14 protein-coding genes and 1 pseudogene are annotated in these 20,044 nt (G+C 48.1%); 9 read left to right on the top strand and 6 right to left on the bottom strand.

The genetic code is table 11. The features are described from left to right. The first annotated feature begins 167 nt into the window (after positions 1-167). Positions 168-1,136 carry an acyltransferase family protein gene (locus AC2A06_RS12005; RefSeq protein WP_484380425.1) on the top strand — a complete coding sequence of 323 codons (969 nt, stop codon included), beginning with the start codon at positions 168-170 and terminating at the stop codon, positions 1,134-1,136. On the opposite strand, the gene AC2A06_RS12000 is transcribed toward AC2A06_RS12005, so the two are convergent. The 5 genes from AC2A06_RS12000 to AC2A06_RS11980 form a co-directional block, all read right to left on the bottom strand. Continuing rightward, the gene (locus tag AC2A06_RS12000; RefSeq protein ID WP_484380424.1) at positions 1,101-2,603 is read right to left on the bottom strand and encodes a Na+/H+ antiporter NhaC family protein; all 1,503 of its coding nucleotides are present in this window, start codon (positions 2,601-2,603) and stop codon (positions 1,101-1,103) included. The two genes, AC2A06_RS12005 and AC2A06_RS12000, sit on opposite strands and share 36 nt — an antisense overlap. Before the next feature lie 314 nt (positions 2,604-2,917). Then, the gene (locus AC2A06_RS11995; protein WP_484380423.1) at positions 2,918-3,658 is read right to left on the bottom strand and encodes an exonuclease domain-containing protein; all 741 of its coding nucleotides are present in this window, start codon (positions 3,656-3,658) and stop codon (positions 2,918-2,920) included. Positions 3,659-3,664: 6 nt separating this feature from the next. After that, on the bottom strand, positions 3,665-5,533 hold the full coding sequence (locus AC2A06_RS11990) for a DUF294 nucleotidyltransferase-like domain-containing protein (RefSeq protein WP_473197737.1): 1,869 nt from the start codon (positions 5,531-5,533) through the stop codon (positions 3,665-3,667). A 57-nt stretch (positions 5,534-5,590) separates the two neighbouring features. Beyond that, on the bottom strand, positions 5,591-6,121 hold the full coding sequence (locus AC2A06_RS11985; protein ID WP_484380422.1) for a YgjV family protein: 531 nt from the start codon (positions 6,119-6,121) through the stop codon (positions 5,591-5,593). 98 nt (positions 6,122-6,219) lie between these two features. Beyond that, complete coding sequence (locus AC2A06_RS11980) at positions 6,220-7,992, bottom strand: sodium:solute symporter family transporter (RefSeq protein ID WP_484380421.1); 1,773 nt, start codon at positions 7,990-7,992, stop codon at positions 6,220-6,222. 298 nt (positions 7,993-8,290) lie between these two features. Here AC2A06_RS11980 and AC2A06_RS11975 point away from each other — a divergent pair, with 298 nt between their 5' ends. The 8 genes from AC2A06_RS11975 to AC2A06_RS11940 all read left to right on the top strand — a co-directional run bounded on the left by AC2A06_RS11975 (position 8,291) and on the right by AC2A06_RS11940 (position 19,452). After that, on the top strand, positions 8,291-10,318 hold the full coding sequence (locus AC2A06_RS11975) for a heparinase II/III domain-containing protein (protein WP_484380420.1): 2,028 nt from the start codon (positions 8,291-8,293) through the stop codon (positions 10,316-10,318). A gap of 19 nt (positions 10,319-10,337) precedes the next feature. Then, positions 10,338-11,363, top strand: coding sequence for a hypothetical protein (locus AC2A06_RS11970; RefSeq protein ID WP_484380419.1), 1,026 nt, complete (start codon positions 10,338-10,340; stop codon positions 11,361-11,363). Between the two features lie 263 nt (positions 11,364-11,626). After that, the gene (locus tag AC2A06_RS11965; protein ID WP_484380418.1) at positions 11,627-12,403 is read left to right on the top strand and encodes an SDR family NAD(P)-dependent oxidoreductase; all 777 of its coding nucleotides are present in this window, start codon (positions 11,627-11,629) and stop codon (positions 12,401-12,403) included. Positions 12,404-12,555: 152 nt separating this feature from the next. Further along, entirely contained in the window at positions 12,556-12,909 is a 354-nt protein-coding gene (locus AC2A06_RS11960) for a VOC family protein (protein ID WP_484380417.1), read from the top strand. Between the two features lie 561 nt (positions 12,910-13,470). Continuing rightward, positions 13,471-13,950, top strand: coding sequence for a hypothetical protein (locus AC2A06_RS11955; RefSeq protein ID WP_484380416.1), 480 nt, complete (start codon positions 13,471-13,473; stop codon positions 13,948-13,950). A 21-nt stretch (positions 13,951-13,971) separates the two neighbouring features. Continuing rightward, complete coding sequence (locus AC2A06_RS11950) at positions 13,972-14,775, top strand: TIGR02391 family protein (RefSeq protein ID WP_484380415.1); 804 nt, start codon at positions 13,972-13,974, stop codon at positions 14,773-14,775. Positions 14,776-14,795: 20 nt separating this feature from the next. Continuing rightward, entirely contained in the window at positions 14,796-16,229 is a 1,434-nt protein-coding gene (locus tag AC2A06_RS11945; protein ID WP_484380414.1) for a restriction endonuclease, read from the top strand. A 61-nt stretch (positions 16,230-16,290) separates the two neighbouring features. Then, complete coding sequence (locus tag AC2A06_RS11940) at positions 16,291-19,452, top strand: hypothetical protein (protein ID WP_484380413.1); 3,162 nt, start codon at positions 16,291-16,293, stop codon at positions 19,450-19,452. Between the two features lie 134 nt (positions 19,453-19,586). Here the strand turns inward: AC2A06_RS11940 and AC2A06_RS11935 are convergent. After that, positions 19,587-19,898 (bottom strand): annotated as a pseudogene (locus AC2A06_RS11935) (IS66 family transposase); the annotation flags it as partial. Positions 19,899-20,044: the final 146 nt, after the last annotated feature.

Here is a 20,044-nt window from a genome sequence, read left to right as displayed (position 1 = left end):
AATTTTACATTGTATGCCTTCACTAGTTATACTAAGATTATTTTCATAAAAAACAGCACGGTGAGCTATACTGAAAACCATTCGAGTTACTTATAGGTGAGGGGTGTAGTCAAGACTCAAGTGACTCGATGAAAGTATATACAGGCTCAGCCATAGGCGATTGCATAATGAGTAAAAGTTTCGGTCTACCTGCATTGAAGAGTCTGAGCTGTTTTTCAGCTGTTACCTTTTTTTCAACCAGCCAGATTTGCGCTTATGAATGCTTTCTAAGAGCTGACTCAATGAGTGCACTGTATTTCGTGTCGATCATTGCACAACCTCTGTTTTTTATTATCATGGGTTATCTTGATGAAGTGGGTAAGTTATCTAAAATAGAGATTGCCTTTAAGATTAAATCCATTTTAATGATAATGATATTATGGAATGTGGTTTTCTCCCTGCTGAAAACACAATATATCCAACAGGGATATATTTTACAGAATGGGATATTGTTAAATATGGGGATCATTTATTTGCTTTACCCAATCATTGTCAAAGCGATTAATAACTTAAAGGTGACTGCAGGGGTTTTTATTGGCCTGGTGGCTATTATCGCGCTGTTGGATATATTCAGCCCCTTGGATACCACAGATGACCCACTATTCATATCGAGTTACTCATTTATTTGGATCTGGAGTGGATATTACATCGTTGGGCATGTGTTGGGGGAGGCCCCTGGGCGGCGGTTTACTAAACAGCCTAAGGTGTTGTTGGCAGCTAAATTATTGGTTGTTCCTATCGGCATTTCGATGTTTTTTTATGAGCGCTACTTATCCACACACACTCTAATCAGTGTAGCCGGTTGGTTTGTGCTGGAGCATTTACATCTGCTGGCCATGAGCCTGGCGCTGTTTGTTCTGTTTGATAATATCGACATAAAAAACAGGCTGATAATCACAATAGTGAAGTTTATCAGCCCGGCGATGGTTGGCGTGTACATTGTGCACTACAGCGTATTTTACTTTATTATAACGCTGTATGATTTCCAAAGTGCCTTACTAAAATTCATATTGCTCATCATAGTTTTCCTTGTCTCCGTACTCGTTTCAAAGCTGTTATTGCTAAACCGCTTTACTGCCAGGATTATCACCTTTTGACTCGGTGGCTTTGGGTATATAGCGGATCTTAAAGCCGGTAATCCCCAAGGCCAGCGTAATTAAAGGGGCAGCAATATTGAATACGGCAAAGGGCATATAGGCCATGGTGGAAACGCCCAACACCGCAGCCATATAAGCCCCACAAGAGTTCCATGGAATCAGCGGGGAGGTGACTATCCCTGCATCAGAAACAATGCGTGAGAGGTTTTCCGGTGCTAAGCGGCGTTTGGCAAATTCAGCCTGGAATAACCGAGTCGGCAAAAGTAATGCAATATATTGATCACCTGCAGTAATATTAAGCCCAATTGCGGTGGCAACCACCGACGTAAATAGACGACCAACCGTTCTGGCACGTAACAGCAGTGGGGTAACCAGTTTATTCAGCAGACCAAAGTCATCCACCATAATGCCGAATGTCACCGCACCAATAATCAGCCAGATGGTTAACAGCATGCTGTCCATACCACCACGGGAAAGTAGGGCATCAATCTGCATCATTCCGGAGTTTTCTTGAAATCCATTCGCCATCGCTACCCACACGGCCTTAATGGCTAATAGCGGTGCAGCGGTATCGTGTTCGGTAATAAATCGCTCAATAACCTGCGGTTGCATAAAAGAAGTCATTACCCCCGCCAGTAAGGCAGAAGACATGATGGCTAATGATGCAGGGACTTTATATACCGAGAGTATCAACAGTAATGCTAGCGGCAACAGATTCCATGGGGTGATATGAAACAGTTCGTTGAACCGCATCAGCTCATTATTGGTGACCGTGGCATCAAAAGCACCAATCGGGTCCAACCCCAAAAGAATAAAAGCGCACAGGGCGAGAAACGCGGCAGGAATAGTGGTCCAAAGTTGTGCACGGATATGTTTATAGAGTTCGACGCCATTTAATTGCGCAGCCAGTACTGTCGTTTCAGATAACGGTGAAATTTTATCCCCCACATAAGCGCCGGAGACCACGGCGCCTGCAGTAATTTCGGGGGATATCCCCAGCATCGTGGCTAAACCAACCAAGCCGACCCCTAATGTCCCTGCAGTGGTCCACGAACTACCGATACTTAAAGACACGCCGACACAAACCAGAAAAGCGATGGGGTAAAACCAGTTGGGACTAATCATGATAATGCCGTAATACACCATGGTGGGAATAGTGCCAGACATATTCCAAGTACCAATCAGTGCACCGACAGAAAAGAGAATAAAAATGGTCCCTGAAACTGTTGAGATTCCTTTACGTCCAGATTCAGCAAGTTCCTCCCACGAATGACCATTCTTCAAGATAATCATTGAGGTAATCATGGAGCTGAGAATGATCGCCACCTGTAGCGGGCCGTTAACCGCGTCAAGACCAAACAAAGTCACAGATGCACCCACCAACACAATCAGTGTGACAATGGGTAGGATGGCATCCAGGTAACTGGGCGCTTTGATCGGGCGAGGGGCTTTAGTCTTAATGCTCATATGTACTCCACAGACGGTTAAAACGAGAGGAATGCTTGAATTTTACGTCAAGAAACTGCGATAGCTGTGGCAGTTAGTTACTGCGATAAGTATAGCGCGCTGTACTATATCGCGATGATTATTTTCATAATTAGCGACAGCCCAAGTTTACTGCTATAGCGCGGTTTGGCGGCGCAACCCGCCACAGTGAACACCGTGATGAAAAGGCTGGGAGTAGGGAATGGCAGACACGGAAAATGCTTTCCAGAGACTATTACTCAGTTGCGTTAGGTAGGCTATCCCGAATTTATCGGCACGATTATCACAACCCGATATTATGCCCCTGAAAACGTTGTTTTATTCCCCTGAAGTTGCAGTAAATCAGCCAAGGTGACTGGGCGTGAGGTCACCAATTTGGCACTGTAAAACAGGAGCAGTTCGGCGGTGGCGACGGCATCGAGCAGTGCATCGTGCGCGGGATAATCCGGTAATCCAGCTTTTTGACGTAATACGGATAAACGAAAGTCACCGCTGAGTTCCCGTTGGTGACGATAGCGACGTTTTTCCATCTGCAGCGTGTCTAACCAAAGTAGCGGTGGCGGCGGTAAACCAAACCGGCTGGCAATATAGGCCTCAATAAAACGCCGCTCGACCATGCTACCGTGTGCCAGCATGACCTGCCCAGCCATGTTGGCCAACAGGGCTTCCATTAAAAGGTCGAGAGGTTGACCGGTAGCTAACAGCTCAGGCAGTAGTTGGTTAATCACGACGGTCTCGGCATTGATCGACCGAGGATCATTAACGTAGCTATGATCGGCACTGCTGAGGGCGATCCCGCCGTCGTTGAGTGCTACCGTCCCGATACTCAGAATATGATGAAGATAAGGATCTAGCCCGGTGGTTTCAAAATCGAGCGCCAGGATGGGCAGTTGTGCCAGTGAGCAGCTGGCGCTAGGTAGGGGTGAGAGCAACAGATCTTTGAGTACCTTGGGGAGCACCGGATGCTGCGCCAGATAATGGGCACGGGCACGCTCCAGTTTCGACAACGGCGCAAAGTAGCGAAAAACGGCCAGCATGATCAGTTACTCCTTAATAAAACGTAATTTAGCAAAGTCTTGCAGATCCCCAATAATACGGAACGCATCCTTTAAGTGTTTACGTTCAAAGCTGCCAAATTGATCCGGACGGATCAGGTTATTCGGCTGCAAACCTTGCTTTAACGCATTAAGTTGATGCAAATAACGGATACGCAGCACAAAACGATAAGCGCCGATAATATTCTTATAACTCTCCTCCGATAGAACCTGATGCTGTTGGGCGTAGAGAAAGCGCTCCTCAGTGCCAGTTTGGGTACAACCGGCAGCCATGCCGTAAATGCGCGCCAGATCGATAATCAACGTTAAGGCATAACGCTTGATATTCAGTACCGGCGTATCATGACCATTTTTTTCCAACACCAGATTTTTGAAGATCCCCAATGGTGGCTGGGTAGCAATGGAATCACGAGTCAGCGCACGCAAGAACACCGGGTGCTGAGCAATTAGGCTATACAGATGCTGTTGCAATTGATTACAGAGCTCCTTGTTACCGTGTAGCGCACGTAACTCAAGAAACACACTGGCATTCAATAGTTTATCGTATTCGGGATTGGTCACCCATTTATGATAGTAGGCTTGCCAAATACGCAGCGGCTGACACCATTTATGCACCGAGGCCATATAATTGCCCGAACAGAGTGGGTAGCCACAACTGTCTAATCCCTCTACAACTAATTTTGCCAGTTGTAAAAAATAGTGGCGATCTTGCTCCGTGGCCTCATCCGCCATAATGATGGCATTGTCTTGGTCCGAGAACATATGGACTTCGTTCCGCGCCTGCGAACCCGCCGTCAGCCAGACATAATCACAGGGTGGAGGCCCGTATAGCGTTTCCCCCATCTGCAACAACCGATGACAATACGCATCCATGATCAGTGCCATCACTTGGCCAATGTTCTCGCCTGGCACATTTCCTTCTACTAAGGCTTCAAAAATAGCCTGGCGTTCCACAGTGAGTGCGCTCAGGGCTTCAATACTTTCGCAATATTTAATTTTTTCAATCAGGAAGATGGCTTGTACGCGGTGGTTATGAACCAGATGCGAAGTGGTCAACAAACCCAGTACCTGATGGTCTCGAACTATTGGCAACCCACGAATATTGTGCTGCATCATTAACGATGCCGCTTTCAGTACCAAATCATCAGGATGAATGGTCACTGGGTTCGGGGTCATCACTTCACGGATAGGGCGTGTAATATCGAACCCTTCGGCAATCACCCGTTTGGTCATGTCACGATCGGTGATCAGGCCAACCAGCTCTCCTGCGGCCATCACGACCGCCGTGGAAGAGCGGCAATTCAGACGCATTTCCCGTGCGACTTGCTGGATGGACATATTTTCATCCACCACTGCAATCTTGCCGCTATGGATTTCACTGACACGGCGCATGAAGAGCCCTTTGTCATTATCCGACCAAACCACATTCAGTGCGGATTGCAAACGCTCTCGCGCTTGGGCCGCAAACAGGTTGGCATACTGCGGGTGTTCATGCAGTAACTGCTTGAGCTTGCTATGGGGGATTTGGTACAGCAAAGTGTCATCAATAGCCGTGACGTTGTAACAATCAGCAGGGTTGCCCGGCGTACTGGCAAGAAAGGTAAAACCAAACAAGTCATCAGGCCCGAGCTTTGCACGCAACACGCCGTTGGACATACGCTGCTCTAACGCACCAGTACGCACAATGTAGAGATAACGCTCCTGCGCATCAATATCAAAGGGCAAGCTTTCTCCTTGCCCAAGATAACTGATACGCACGGTTTGGGCGATTCCCTGTTGTAATTGGGCTGGCAACTGATCGAATGGATCGATACGTGCGATAAAATCAATGATATTGGGCAGTAGGGTCTGAGACATGTTAGCAACCTGTTGGATGTGGTTTCAGGCTGTGATGACAACCTGAATGCTGCTCGACTAGGGGTTTTCTTTAACCAGTGATGGCGTGCTCCGCTGAGTGCGGTACATTTTCAAAATAGTGTAGCTGTTGATAACCAGGAATGAGCCTTCCAGCAAAATGCCACCAATGGAACCGGCCCAAATATTATGTGTCACCCAACAGACCGTACTGGCCAGCATGCACAGGCGCAGCGCCAGCCCATCCAAGCGAAATAGTGCATAAGTGCTCAGGGTGGTACCAATCACGGTGAGCCATTGGATCGGATGATTGATCTGTGGAATCACCAGTCCCCAAGCCAAGACAATGAATAGCAGCATCACCAGTGTGGTGCGGTAATAACCTGAGATCCAGGTGCGCACGGCACATAACAAACAATTGATGGCGGCGACGGTTGCGCCCAGCATCAGGAAATGAACCGCCAGTAGGGCGCCGTTAAGGGTAAGATGCAACCGCAGTTTGCTATCTTGCCGTTGTAAAAAGGCGGTGATACCGATAGCACAGGCTAATAGCCCAAGGAGTTGTGCCAGCCAATGTGTATCAAAAGACATTATCAGTTTCCCTATGTGTAATTGGCAACAAAGGCGCCATCCGGCGCCTTAGGTCTATCGAGGCGCTCACCAAGCCGCCTTGTAGAGTATCCATCTTATTAATGAGAATTCAGAGCCGCTTTACGGCGGTCTTCTGCACCCGCACTGCGCTTTAATAGATAACCAATCAGCAAGATGGAGCCCGCACAGGCGGCATACAACACACGTCCCCACAGCGGGTTAGGCAGCAACACCATCAACATTAAACCCGCGCCCATCATCAGGGTGATATGCCCCAACTTGTTACGCTGCATACGGTCAAATGTATCTTGTTCATCATCAGCGATGACCGGTGTTTCTATATCTTTAAAGAAATCCTGAATGCGCTGACTTTCTGCCGCAGTGAAACTCTCAGGCTTGTAAAATAGGGTTGTCGCCCAGAAAAAACCACCTGTGAGGAATAAATGAGCAGCAACAGTGATAGTGGTGGTGAGTTCAGAGATTTCACGCTTGGTCAGAGTGACGCCAAACTGGTCAGCCAACCATTGTGCAGTAAAGACATTCATCACCAGCCACGAGACAAACATCCCGAAGCACACGGTACCCCATGCAGCCCATTTAGGCGTTTTACGAATAAACATGCCAAAAAACAGCGGGACTAAAATTGGCGACTGGAGCAGGGTGGCAACACGCATCATCAGCTCAAACAGGCTCAGCCCTTTAAGTTGAGCAAACAATTGAGCAACCAAGATAACTAATATGCCATTGATCAACGTCACCAACTGACTAATGCGCAAGGTTTTCGCTTCACTCATTGGTTTGTTACGGCAAACAATAGGCGCCCAGAAGCTGCGGACAAAAATACCCGCATTACGGCACAAGGCAGAGTCCATGGAAGACATGGTCGCTGCAAACAGCCCGGCAACCAGCAGACCGACGACACCCAGTGGCATATAACGTTCTGCAAACACCAGATACACCGCATCGCTTGCTTTATTGCCCAATTCAGCGTGTGCAGCTGCCGCATCAGGGACCAGGACCGCCATCGACCAAGGTGGAATAAACCAAATTATCGAACCAAAAATCATCAGGGCCATCGCTAATAGCGCGGCTTTTCTGGCGTTATTAGAATCTTTGGCATTCAAGAAGCGGTAAGAGTCCTGCATGTTATTGATGCTTTGCAGTTGCTTGACCAAGAAGAACAGGAAAGAACCAACCAACAACAGGCCATAGTTCATATCTGGCCCCATCACAAAGTTGGTTGGGAATTTCTCAATAATTTCAGTTGGCCCACCGACAACAATCAGCGCAACCACCGCACAAGCAACAGAAACTACCGCCACAACCAGTGTTTGCACAAAGTCACTGGCGACCACGCCCCATGCGCCACTAAGCATCGAAATCAACAGTACTGAGATGCCGGTAACCCAAATGGTGGTATCCATATCGTAGCCAAATACCGCGCCGACAAAAATAGCCAACCCGTTCAGCCAGACACCGCCGTTGAGGATACTCAGCGGAATGATGGCCCAGGTAAAGAATTGTTCATTGCCTTTGCCGAAACGACGATCGATCGCTTCGGTAGGGGTATCCACGCGCATTTGGCGGAAACGTTGGCTGAACCACCAGTAAGAGACAATATAGGCAAAGATATTGCCGAGAAAGACAAAGGTGACCGCGAAACCATCAGTAAACGCTTTACCCGCAGCGCCGGTAAAGGTCCACGCGGAAAATTGCGTCATAAAGGCGGTAGCACCGACCATCCACCATAACATCCGACCACCGCCCCGGAAGTAGTCACTGGCGGAGTTACTCGCCATTTTTTTGAAGGCGAGACTGATGAAAATCATCAGCAAGAAGTAGCCTCCAAGGACCAAGATATCAATATTCATAGCGTCTAACGCCCCTATTTAATTAAAAGTATTCCATTCTCGGGCCACAGAAAAAGATAAAATGAACCGATGTTTTAAAAATATTTGCACACTTTACATCTTTTAGGAACATTGTTTCAATTTCTTATCGATCTAGATCACAAAATTTAGGTGAGAATGACTAGTTTTTTTCGTTATTGAGGGGGTAGTCCCAAATTTATGAAACATGGGTTTAATTAGGTTTATTTCTCACCGTGCTGACTCTATCCTTTTGAAAACATAAAGCCTTGTAGGCAATAGGGTTAGTGGAGAGGGTGGTATGCAACATCATGAACGGTTACAGCAGGTGCGCGCTTTACGCAGTCATCAGTTTGCAGCGCAAGTGGTGGAGCGTCTCAAGGCTGATAATCAACAGGTTCTGACACACAGCGTATTGGTGCCCAACCATTCTAAAGCCACATGGAATCTCTACTACTTTTGTCCTGATCACGGTGTGCGTCTTGATTGGCGTTGGGACTCGCCAGAAATACATCGCTGCCCGGTGGATGGGGCGTTATTTACCGGGGAACCCTATGATGGTGGGTGGTGGCGCGGTCTGAATGGCTTGAATGCCAAAGCGTGCCATGAATTGGCGTTACTGTGGTTGCTGACCGATAACGTTATTTACTTACAAAAAGTACGTGAGTTGTTGCTGGGATATGCGGAACAATACCCTGATTATCAGGAACATGGGGGTATTCCTTATAATGGACCTGGAAAAGCCAACGCGCAAACACTGTGTGAAGCCAACTGCCATCTGGATTTCGCACAGGGTTATGACTACATTCGTACCGCACTGTCTACGGAAGAACAGCAAACCATTGAACAGCGTTTACTCCGTGAAGGGGCTGAGTTTTTAATGGTGCACCGTGGCGAACAACTGCATAACCATGAGGTTAAGATCGGGGCAACCATCGGCATTATCGGGTTTATTTTACAAGAGCCGCGTTATCTTGAGTTTGCGCTAGCTGGGAAGTATGGCTTGAAAGGGCAGTTGCAGCGCGGTGTCCTGGCTGAAGGCCTCTGGTTCGAAGGGTCGATCCATTATCACTACTACGCGTTGCAGGCATTTTTGCAGTTCGAAAAGTGGGCTTGTGATACCCCTTACTCGCTGGCTGCGGAACCGAATCTTGCCAAGATGCTCGCTTTCCCCTTGAAGTTACTGGATAGCAGCGGCCGTTTTCCGCGCATCAATGATTGCATCGCCGGGCAGGAGTGGTTAACGCATAATCATCTGTATGAGTTTGCTTACCGCAAGTATCGGCAACCGGCTTATGCGCAGGCACTGCAGACCATCTATCGCTGTAAACCACGAAATGATCTTGATGCATTACTTTATGGCTGTGAACCATTGCCCGCCGCTGATGATCAACCGCTAGCGGCCGAAGTGTATGCCCCTGTGGCGGGGTTGACCTTATACCGTGACCTGCAACATGGGCACCAATTATTGGTGAAGCACAGCCCCTATGGCGGTGAACACGATCACTATGATCGTTTATCGATCTCGCTGATGCGTGCGGGCGTTGATCTGCTGCCTGATCTTGGCACTACTGGCTATGGTGCTGAACTGCATTATGGTTATTACAAAAACTCCTCTACGCATAACACATTGGTGATCGACCAAAGTAATCAGCCGCCCGCTATCCCGCAATTGCTATCACGGCAGGGGGGCGATGGCTTCAATTTGCTGGATGTGAAAGTGGATTGGAGTCAACCTTATCCGGGGCTTGATAGCTATACCCGAGTTCAGTGGGATCAACAGGCCTATCAGGATGTCACCTACCGGCGCATTCTGCTGTGGCTGGATCAAGCGGCAGTGGAAATCGATCTGGTTCACAACCCGCATCAGCGCCAGATGGATCTGGTTTGGCTGGTCCGTGGGGAGTTAGCGCGGCCAGAAGCTATTTGGCAACCATTAGATAACCCGATCACCACCGGAGCATTGGCACGCATGCATCACTGCATGGGGTTACCGTTATCGGCCAAGCCTACACCGAGTGAAAGGTTACACTACAACGTGAATGCCGCAGCACCATTCCGCCAGTGGATCTTCGGTGAGGGTGAGCTCCTGAGCGGGCGCGCACCGGATAACCCTGCCACCCAGGATCTTTCCTGCCTGCTGTTACGTAGCCGCGCAATTCAGGGGCGGACGTTGATGCTACATGACTTGTCAGTGGATCGGCCGATAGAGGAAGTTAATGTAGAATGGCAACACAATAGACTGAGCTTGACTTGGGCGCGTGACGGCGTCACAAAATCACTGGTGTTGGAGATTACCGAAACACAATCACATGCTGGTTGGTGTTAAGGGGAATAGAAGGGGGCGTATGGCCGTTTATAGTAGAAAATTAGCCGTTTTAACTTTTTCGTTTCTTATCGTATTAACTGCTTATCCAGTTTCTGGAGCTGAAATAACCAATGTTACATTGAGCGAAAATCCGGTAGCCCAACCCATTCGGAATTGTGCTATTCCTCTCAGAAAACTCTTAGCAAGTTCTAACCAGGCTATGGTTGCCAGTGAACATCCGCGTCCAGAAGATCTGGGGTTCCTGATTGAACACCATGATGACCGCAAAGGGCTCGAATTTATTCAAATCATTAATGAACATCAACGGAAAACCGATTCAGCACCCAATGCAGGCCATTATGGATGGGTAATTTACGATCCAAAAACAGGTGAATTATTGGATGAGAGTCTCGATGAGGGCCATCCAGTAAAATTGAAGGTTGATACAACAGCAGCTAAGGAATATCAATCATGCCGTGCTGCTGATGAACAATGTTTTCAGGCCATTCAAAATATGGGCGATGATCCCACTGGGGGATTTTATCCTAATGCTTTCGAGGTGGCTGGCGATTCCAGCGAACGATATGTGAAGATTGCTGAAAATCGTCAACCCTTTTATTGGGCCCCCAACAAAAACTGTGCCGTGAAAGCATTTCTGGTTAATCGAGATAAGGTGCTGGCGTTATCCTGGGGGCAGAATAATGGTTTTGTATGGACTCGCTATATACATCCAGCAACGCAGAAAATGACTGAAGGATGGCTACCGCAGGAAGTTTTGGAAACAAAACAACAACGATGTGATGATGTTCGGCAGGAGTCTGGCGTGGGTTCCACCTCTATTGTGGAGTTTATAACACGAGAGGTCGCCAATAATCAGCAGCGGCTCTATTTCTACGATGCACCTGACCCGATTTGCCTCGGTGAAGAAAAGTCATTTATTGTCGATGGTGATAAAGTGCAGGTATTGAACGAGCCAGTTTTTGCTGGCTATCTCTTGGTTCGCTATACCCATCCGGTGACGCATGATGTGACGGAAGGATGGGTACCGGTGAGTGGATTGAAGTAAACCATAACAATTGGTGTCGAATGCCAACCCAATGCACTGTTCTTGACTTGGGGGTGTCGTGACGGTGTCATAAAATCACTGGTGTTGGAGATTACCGAAATCCAATCACATACTTGTTGGTGTTAACCTGCCTGATTAAATTCTTGCAATGATAACAAAACCATTTGGAGCAACAGATGTTTTCGGTGGATATTATCTGAGTAGCCAAAAATTGATTGTGTCGGGTTGGCTAACTGTATATTCACTTATATTTTGAGGTGCACATGTTTACTGATTTACAAGGACGACGCGTCTTGATCACCGGATCCAGTGCGGGTATCGGGTTGGCGGCAGCTAAAGCCTTTGCTGCGCAAGGCGCATCAGTGGGGATCTGTGGGGCGCGTGATGCTAAAGAAGGTGCTAGTCTGCTGGCAGAATTCAAGACACTGGGTGCTAACGTCGCCTATTTCCAAGCTGATTTGACCCAATCCTCTGAGTGCTCCCATTTGGTTGAAGCCTTCGTCAACCATTTCGGTGGTATAGATGTACTGATCAACAACACCGGTGGTTTGGGCGGCCGTCAGGGCTTGGAGAATATCGACGATGCTTTTTTTGATCATGTGATGGACCTCAATGGACGTTCAGCTTTAATGATGACCAAATATGCCATCCCGCATTTGCGCCATAGCGTAAAAACCCATGGACAGACGGCCTCGGTGATCAGTACAGGGTCGATTGTCGCTCATGAGGGCGGGGGGATGGGAACATCACTCTATGCCGCTTCCAAGGCTTGGTTGCACAATATCAATCGTAGCTGGGTCAAAGAATTCACTCAGGACGGGATTCGCTTCAATATTATTTCCCCAGGTGTGATCGATACTGCTTTTCACGCTGATAAGAGCGATGAGTTTAGAGCGCGCATCGCAGAAAATATCCCGATGAAACGCTTTGGGCACAGTGATGAAGTGGCTCCTGCATTCCTGTTCTTTGCTTCCCACACCTGCAGTAGCTATATCACCGGCCAAATCCTTGATATTAATGGCGGGCAAATAATGCCTTAAAGGCTTTAGCAAACGGTGCGTTAAGTTAATGCAACTGGCTGTCGCGATGGCAGCCAGTAGATGTGGGGAATGGCGGGGGATTCGTACTATTAATATTTTGAGCCTACAAGTACAAAAAACGGATATTTTAATTTGATAAGGAGAATAAGGAAGTGTCGAATAACAACTTTACGAACATAGTCTCCGTTCTTCACGTGAATGATTTCGACGGAGCCGTTGAATGGTATGCCAAATGGCTTGGGCGCAAGCCAGATGTTACACCTGATGAGGGAATCGCCGAATGGCAACTGGCAGAAAATGCTTGGATTCAAGTTTCGGTTGCTCCTGACCCAAGCCTTGCAGGTAAATCATTTGTAGTTTGCGGTGTCCGCGATATCGAAGTACAAAGGGCCGTTTGTCAAGACGCTGGTGTTACCGCTAGCGAAACGCAGGACCTAGGATTCGTAAAGCTTGCGCAAGTCTGCGATCCAGCCGGAAACACCGTGATGTTCGTCCAAGAAATGTAGATGAGTATCTTAAAGGCAAAGTGACTGGTATGAATCTGGAAAGCCGATAAGAGATCAAGTGATTGTGTCCGTGTTAAGCGTAAGGCGGGTAACACCATATATATGCTGTTTTTGTATGATCTTGCCCGATAATGTCTCTGAGCAAAAAAAGCCATAAACCTTGGGGATGGTAAGACTGAAGCGAGTGGTGAGGGAAGTGTATGACTAGCAGGGTTCACAGGGGAGTTATGTACTAAGTAACCCGATATTCAATTTAACTATTCTGGGTTTGAGGGAAATACATAATTAAATTTATAATCAAAAAGTTCACAACCCACTGTAATAAAATAATTTTTTCTCATCGAGCAATCAAAGCATGCGCTTATGAACTAAGTTTTGGTTCATAACTGTGCAAGTAGCCGAACACAAATCATACGAATTTTCTACCATTGGTTCATGAACTGGTTTTTCTGATTTTGTGATGAGCATCAAGTTTTAGTATTCAGTTATTATACCTTTTAGTTGGTAACCGAATGCGTACTGAAAAATCCAATAAAATTCCTTAAGTATGCGAGCGTGATAATGGCACTGACCCCGGATCAAATACGCTACCTCAATCAATGTGAACCAGGCGAACCTGTGTCACATGCATTGTCCGAGCTACTATTCAATGATCATGATCTACTCAGTATTGATGCTAACGAACGGTCCATTACCTTTCGCTTTGCGATGTACCTCCAGCTATCTTTCCCCGGTTGGAATGTAGATTGCGAATATAACCGGGATGGTGTAGAACCTAAACGGCTCAGGCATTTGGAGCTTTATCCAGACAGCGAAGACGTTGAAGCAAAGACAGTATTTCCTGATGTGGTCGTGCATCGGCGAGGTACACAACAGAATCATCTGGTCTTAGAATTCAAAAAATCAACGAGTCGCGTCGATAGACGAATCGATCTACTGAAACTTCAAGGTTATAAGCAGCAGCTTGGCTACGAGCACGCTTTGTTTGTGGAGGTCGGTACTGAAGGACAATCGATTATCACGGCGCTCGAGTGGGTCTGAAAGGTGATAAAAAGATAATTTATGATACGTATTCCATTATTCAACTCTCAGCACCTTGAGGCCGCCTGTCGCGTTCTTGCTGATACCGAACGTGGCTTGAGTGGGTCGCAGATCGAGCGACTTCTACAAGAAATCAAAGTTGCCGACACATCGCCAGGCATGACAAAATGGAAACGGCTGTATAATGCGCTCGTAGGTGCGCAGAACCAATATCAGGTCGGCAACCATCTCATCATGTTCATTAACCGTGCGATGAACCCGGTAAATTACGCTCGTGATCCAGCAGTATTTACCTGGAGGCGTGATGAACTCAATGTTGTCCTAGCTTTTTCCGGCTTTTATGTCCGTGAAGATGGTAAGGTCACGAACGCCACTAAAGCAACAACACTCGATTCTGCCCGAGCCCGCGCCGGGCGACTTAAGGCTGCACTCGAAAGCCGTGCTGTGCATGCAGAAGTTTTGAACTATTGTCGTGCAGAACTTCTGGACGAAAACTATTTTCATGCCGTCTTCGAGGCGACGAAAGGGGTTGCGGAACGTATTCGTCAGTTGTCTGGGTTGAGCGGCGATGGTGCCGACTTGGTGAACAAGGCATTTACCGGACAACAACCAGTTCTGACCTTGGGACCGCTCACTACCGACTCAGAAAAGAGTGAACAAAAAGGTTTTGCGAACCTACTCATTGGTCTATTCGGCGCTGTGCGCAATCCACTGGCCCATTCGCCTAAGAAGAATTGGCCCATGTCTGAACTGGATGCGCTGGACATCCTTACGTTGGTTTCGCTTATTCATCGCAAGCTGGATGGCACACAGAAAAAAATATAGTCACATTATTGGGGAGTTGCATGAGCTACGCGGACTGGCGAGTTTATCAGGAGGCCACAGCTGACGTATTTCGACGTCTTGGATGTAATGCTTTGGTTGATTATCGAGCCAAAGGTGTTCGAGCGACCCATGATATTGACGTCTACGCGACCTTTCTTCGATCGGGTATCCTCTGTACTTGGGTAATCGAATGCAAATTGTGGAAAACTCGCGTTCCTAAGGAAAAGGTGCTTGCTCTCAAGAGCCTCATTGATGACCTTGGTGCCGATCGAGGAATCATGGTCAGTGAGGTTGGTTTCCAACCTGGAGCACAGGATGCGGCACGAGGGTCGAACATCACTCTGGTCACATCCTTGGATGATTTTGCCAAGACTGCACGGGCAGCAACATCAGAAGCCTCTCTTACTCTAGACAGTAGTGGTGATGGAGCCCCGATTTATAAATTTCCAAGCCGCTCTGAACCACATGACATTCTCCTGCATAACAACTTCCTGATAACTGCAAATTGGGCTGGATGCAGCATTTCAATCGTTAATCCATCATCCAAATCAATCATACGTACCATCGACCTGGATAAATATGAGTCGATCTCCCCGCAAAACGGTGAAAGAGAGATTTTGAGCCATCCTCCTGGTAGCTTAGTTATTGCAGATGGCCGTTTGTTTGTCGGCCAGGTTTTTTCGGACTTTGTGCTCGTTATTGATTTGGCTACGCATGCTATCGTTAAAAGAATAGTGTTACCTGGGGGCGGTGACGGACAATTAGCCGTGTCACAAAACGAAAAAGAAATCTATTTCGCAAGCAATCGAGTCAACCAGTTCTACATCATTGACAGTGCCACATACGTTGTAAAGACAGTAGCATATCCCGAAGGTGGCCGAGGCTGCATGTCGCTGCTACGACATCCGACGCTGCCATTAATTTACATTGGCATTCAACGCGGCGGACGCATCCACGGGCTGAGTTATCCACATGCTAACTGCTATTTAGCTATCTACGACCTAAGTCGTCAAACATATACGGCGGACGTCCAGCTCGCCGAGATAAGCAATGGTCGCGCAGATGATTCAACCCCTGCATGTCTAACATATGACGATCTCTACAATCGCATCTATGTCGGCATGTTCCAGTCCAAGCGTGGCATCTGTGTAATAGAGCCGGAATCAGGGGAGCTAATTCAAGAAATTCGCTTTGCCTCAAATGATAATAATAATTTTTTCGCATGGGCAGACCCGTTATCGCAAGCGGTGAGTGGAGACTTGCTGTTATCGGTCAATCGAAACAATCATGCGCTTGTAGCGTTAGATCGTGCTTCACTTCAAATAAAAAAAAGTCTATTTGTTGGTGAAGCGCTTAACGGCCCGAGAGCCGTTTTGGTGTGGGGAGATCATGCCGTTGTCAGCTACCCAAGTCGAAATGGATTACTTTTCATTCCACTTGGAACTCTGAAATAATAAAATCTACTCCTGATGCTTGACTAGTCACGTTCTTGAGGATGTGGTTAAAGCGAAGGCGATGACTGTTCCTCAAAATACTTACAAAGTGGCTTGTGCAATGGACTTTATTGACAAACAGATTCTCCCGCCAAAGTCGTGGGAGAAATTCGAAGATTTGACTCGTGCATTGTTTGCCGCAGTGTGGAGGTCTCCCCTTACGCAAAAAAATGGTCGGTCTGGGCAAAAACAGCACGGTGTTGATGTCTATGGAACGCCACAGGCAACACCTGGCATAAATTTTGGTGTGCAATGCAAAGGGAAGAACGAAGGTTATGGGGCCAAGGCGACTATCGTGGAGTTCGATACGGAACTCATCAAGGCCGAAAATTTTAAACCACAGCTTGGACACTGGACATTTGCTACTACAGCGCCTAATGATGCGCGACTTCAAGAACATGCCCGACTAGTGTCCGAACAACGCGTGAAGGAAGGAAAATTTCCCGTAGTTGCTATTGGATGGGATACGATTCAAGCGCTGCTATCCACTCATCAGGAAGTGATCGAAGAAATTTATCCCGAACATGCAAGCGATCTGCCTAAAATCATGGCAGCTCTGCGCGCGTTACCAAGTTCCGAGGAGCTCGATCAGATCCGGCGGAGCCTCATTGTGTTCGCACCAAGATCATCCGTACTCAATATTGAAGCATCAGTTTGGTCTGAGGTTAAGTTCGAAAAGCCTCGTGATCTTGGGCCTGCTCTAATGGGTCGTCCACTCGGGCCTGCAGATGTCGCTGCTTGTCCCATCCTTCCGGAGGTAGCTCTACTGACTGCAGACCTGGAGCGCGCAGGAACTGCTCGACTAGCGGGGGTGCCGGGAGCTGGGAAATCAATCTCAATTCTTCAAGTGGCACTTCAAATGTATTGTCGCGGCTGGCGTGTCCTAAGATTAGCCGACCCAATTGGAAAGATACCTTCTTTTGATGAGAGTCTGAAACCGACACTCTACATCGTTGATGATGCACACCTGACTCGCCCAGCATTGCTTCGTGAGTTGGAAGAACGGGCCACTGCATCTCGATGGGTATTAAGTGCGTACACGATTTCCGAAGATAAGAGCGGCTTTCCAGGCGCCATCCATCTTGATGCTAAGCGAGCGGTTCGGGTTATTGCGAATGGTTTTCTGGCTTCCCGCGAAGCAACACTTGCCGCTGTTCGTCAAGCCGATGATCGCATCGGCGATCGGCCTGGAGATGAGCAGTTCGATCTACGCCTTGAGCATGCAGCGGAGAAAGCGCTTTATCCCTGGCAATTCTGTTTCATCCTTGGAGGAGGATGGCGTCGAGCGAATGCAATGGCAAGTTCTGCGCGCGCAGCAGGCGCTGACGTGGTTCTTGCCGCTGCGGCAATTCGACAGTTGGCATCACGTGATGCGCACTGTTCGCGCGAAATGTTGTTGCGGTTAGTCGGGGACGAGTTGTCGAATTCTGATGGAAATGCTGCGATTGATTGGCTTGTAGCGCAACGATTTTTACTGAGTTTCAACGACCTTCGCTGTCCACACCAGCGTCTTGCCATTGTACTCCTGGCACGTATTCTCGACGGACAGACAGCCGAAGAGCGCCAGACAATTGCAGTTATGCTCAGAACAGTTCTGACCGACATTCAGATGCCTCTCAGTGGCCTAAGTGTTCTACTTAGCGAACTTTCGTTAGCTGGCGAATTTGGGATGTGGCGAAGGCTTGTACAGCCCGCATGGCTTACTCCCGCTTTAGAACGCTGCTGGGTAGCGACAGAACCACTTGATATTCGGCATGCTTGCTGGTTACTGAATAATTTGCATAGCTATCTGCCCGATGAGATGGAAACGATTGCCGATCATAGTGAGACTCTTGCAGAGTGGATACAGGCGGCGCCGGAAGGTGCATGCTATGCGATTGGCCGCGTGCTTAATCATGTACTCAATACTAATAGGGCACTTGGTGAAAACATCGTCATGCTAGTTGATCCACGCGCATTAGCAAAGGCGATCAGTGCTGCTGCCCCGTTGCATGCGGGTGAGATTGCCGATCTGCTTTCGATGATAGGTGCTTGTAGAGATGATATGTGGAAAGCATGCTATCTCGAACACATTGATCACGATGCGTGCCTTCGCATTGTGTCACAGTGGCCGCAAGATGCCTACCTATCGGTCGTTGCCGATTTTTGCGAACATTTCTGCTACGTCGAATCAGAGTTTGGGTTCACGTTGATCGAAGCACTTATCCCTGCCATCGCCGATCGACTGCGTGCCGCTCCGCAAGAGTCTTTCCACGAACTAAACGATATCGTGTGGAACGCGTTGCGGCTCTACGATCCGCTTAACATCTATGTAGGCAAGTTGGCACCGTCCCGAAGAATGCGGCAGGTGGGGCGAAAAATCTGCCGTTGCTGGTCGCCGAAGGATCTCGCGATCTCTTTGTCGCGCAGTACGCAACGAAACTTCCAAGCTGCCGCAGGGCTTCTTAGCTTCATGCATAAGGCCTCGCCAAAGCAGTTCGAGGAGACGGTATTAGCACTCAATTGGAGCGAGATCGACCAAGCGATAGGCTCGGATTGGGCGGAAAATATCGGCGATGCGAGAATGCTTCTCGGAGTTGCGTACACCGTACCAGCAGCGAGACTCGCAATTCAGGAGATGATTGCGCGCAATGAGCCGCGTATCGTCAACATGTCGACGCATCTCGCAGCCATCGCGCCGGCTAGCGCGTTACGTCATATAGCCGCGGGCAGACGCATTGCACTAAGCCATTGGGGTCACGTCGATTGGCAACTGGGAGCATTAGTTTTGGCGAGGATTGCTCAGTCGGAGCCAACACTGGTTTCTACATTTCTTGGACCGCACTACAGTGGGTTAGCAGAGGCGTTATCTCAGCCCAGCCCCACTTTTTACAATGAGGCTCTGATGTTTCTTCGCCTCCTCGTGCAAGTCCAGTCTTCAGGCTTAATTCGAGTGCTGGATCAAATTGATGTAAACAAGGCAACACTGGGGTGGCGTAATGCACTTCGCGGGCAGGATAATAGTCGTGAGCCTGGCGCAAAGGCTCAGGTTCGGCAGGTTGCGTCTTTGCTAGTCCATCATGCGATGGATCGTAGTGATGCATTGGGGGAGCTAGCCCGCCGACTCCGACGTGACTTTCCCCGTCAATCTATACCTTTAGCAAAGACTATTGAGTCCATTGATTTAAGCGAACCGATTGTATGAACACACGTTAGCGGTTGCCGGATCGCAGTGGTGGAATCAGGCAAACCAGCCACTATGGCCGATCTAGAGCATTCTGCTCAAACAAGAAAGAGAAATTGGAACAGAAACGATAAGCAGGACGTTATCAATCAATTTAATTTGTACAACTCGCGGATGCCGTCCAGTACGCGTTTGGCCAGTGGCTGATGGTTAACTTTGTATTGCTCAAAGAACTTGCGTCTGACGTGGGCAAGGCACCCGGCTTCTTTTATTGCGTCAGAAGCAAAGAGTGCTTTATAGCCGGCATAGTCATCAATAACCAACGTACCGGTAAATGTCGCGATGGCAGCCAGTAGATGTGGGGAATGGCTATAAACATAATTAAACATGAAAGGTGAGGGAAGTGCATGACTAGCGAGGTTCACAGGGCAGTTATGTACTAAGTAGCCTGATACTCTATTTAACATAATATACATTATGCGCACCATGATGACGCTACGTGGAATCTAGATATCTAGCGCAGATTGCCCCAAACCAGGCAAATCCTCTCGCAACGTCACTGTGTACATTGCTATTAGGCAGACATTTCTAATGAGCCTTGACAAATGGAACG

This window comes from Serratia sp. HNCC26DJ244, from assembly GCF_057180565.1.
This window is presented reverse-complemented; position numbering and strand designations above follow the sequence as displayed.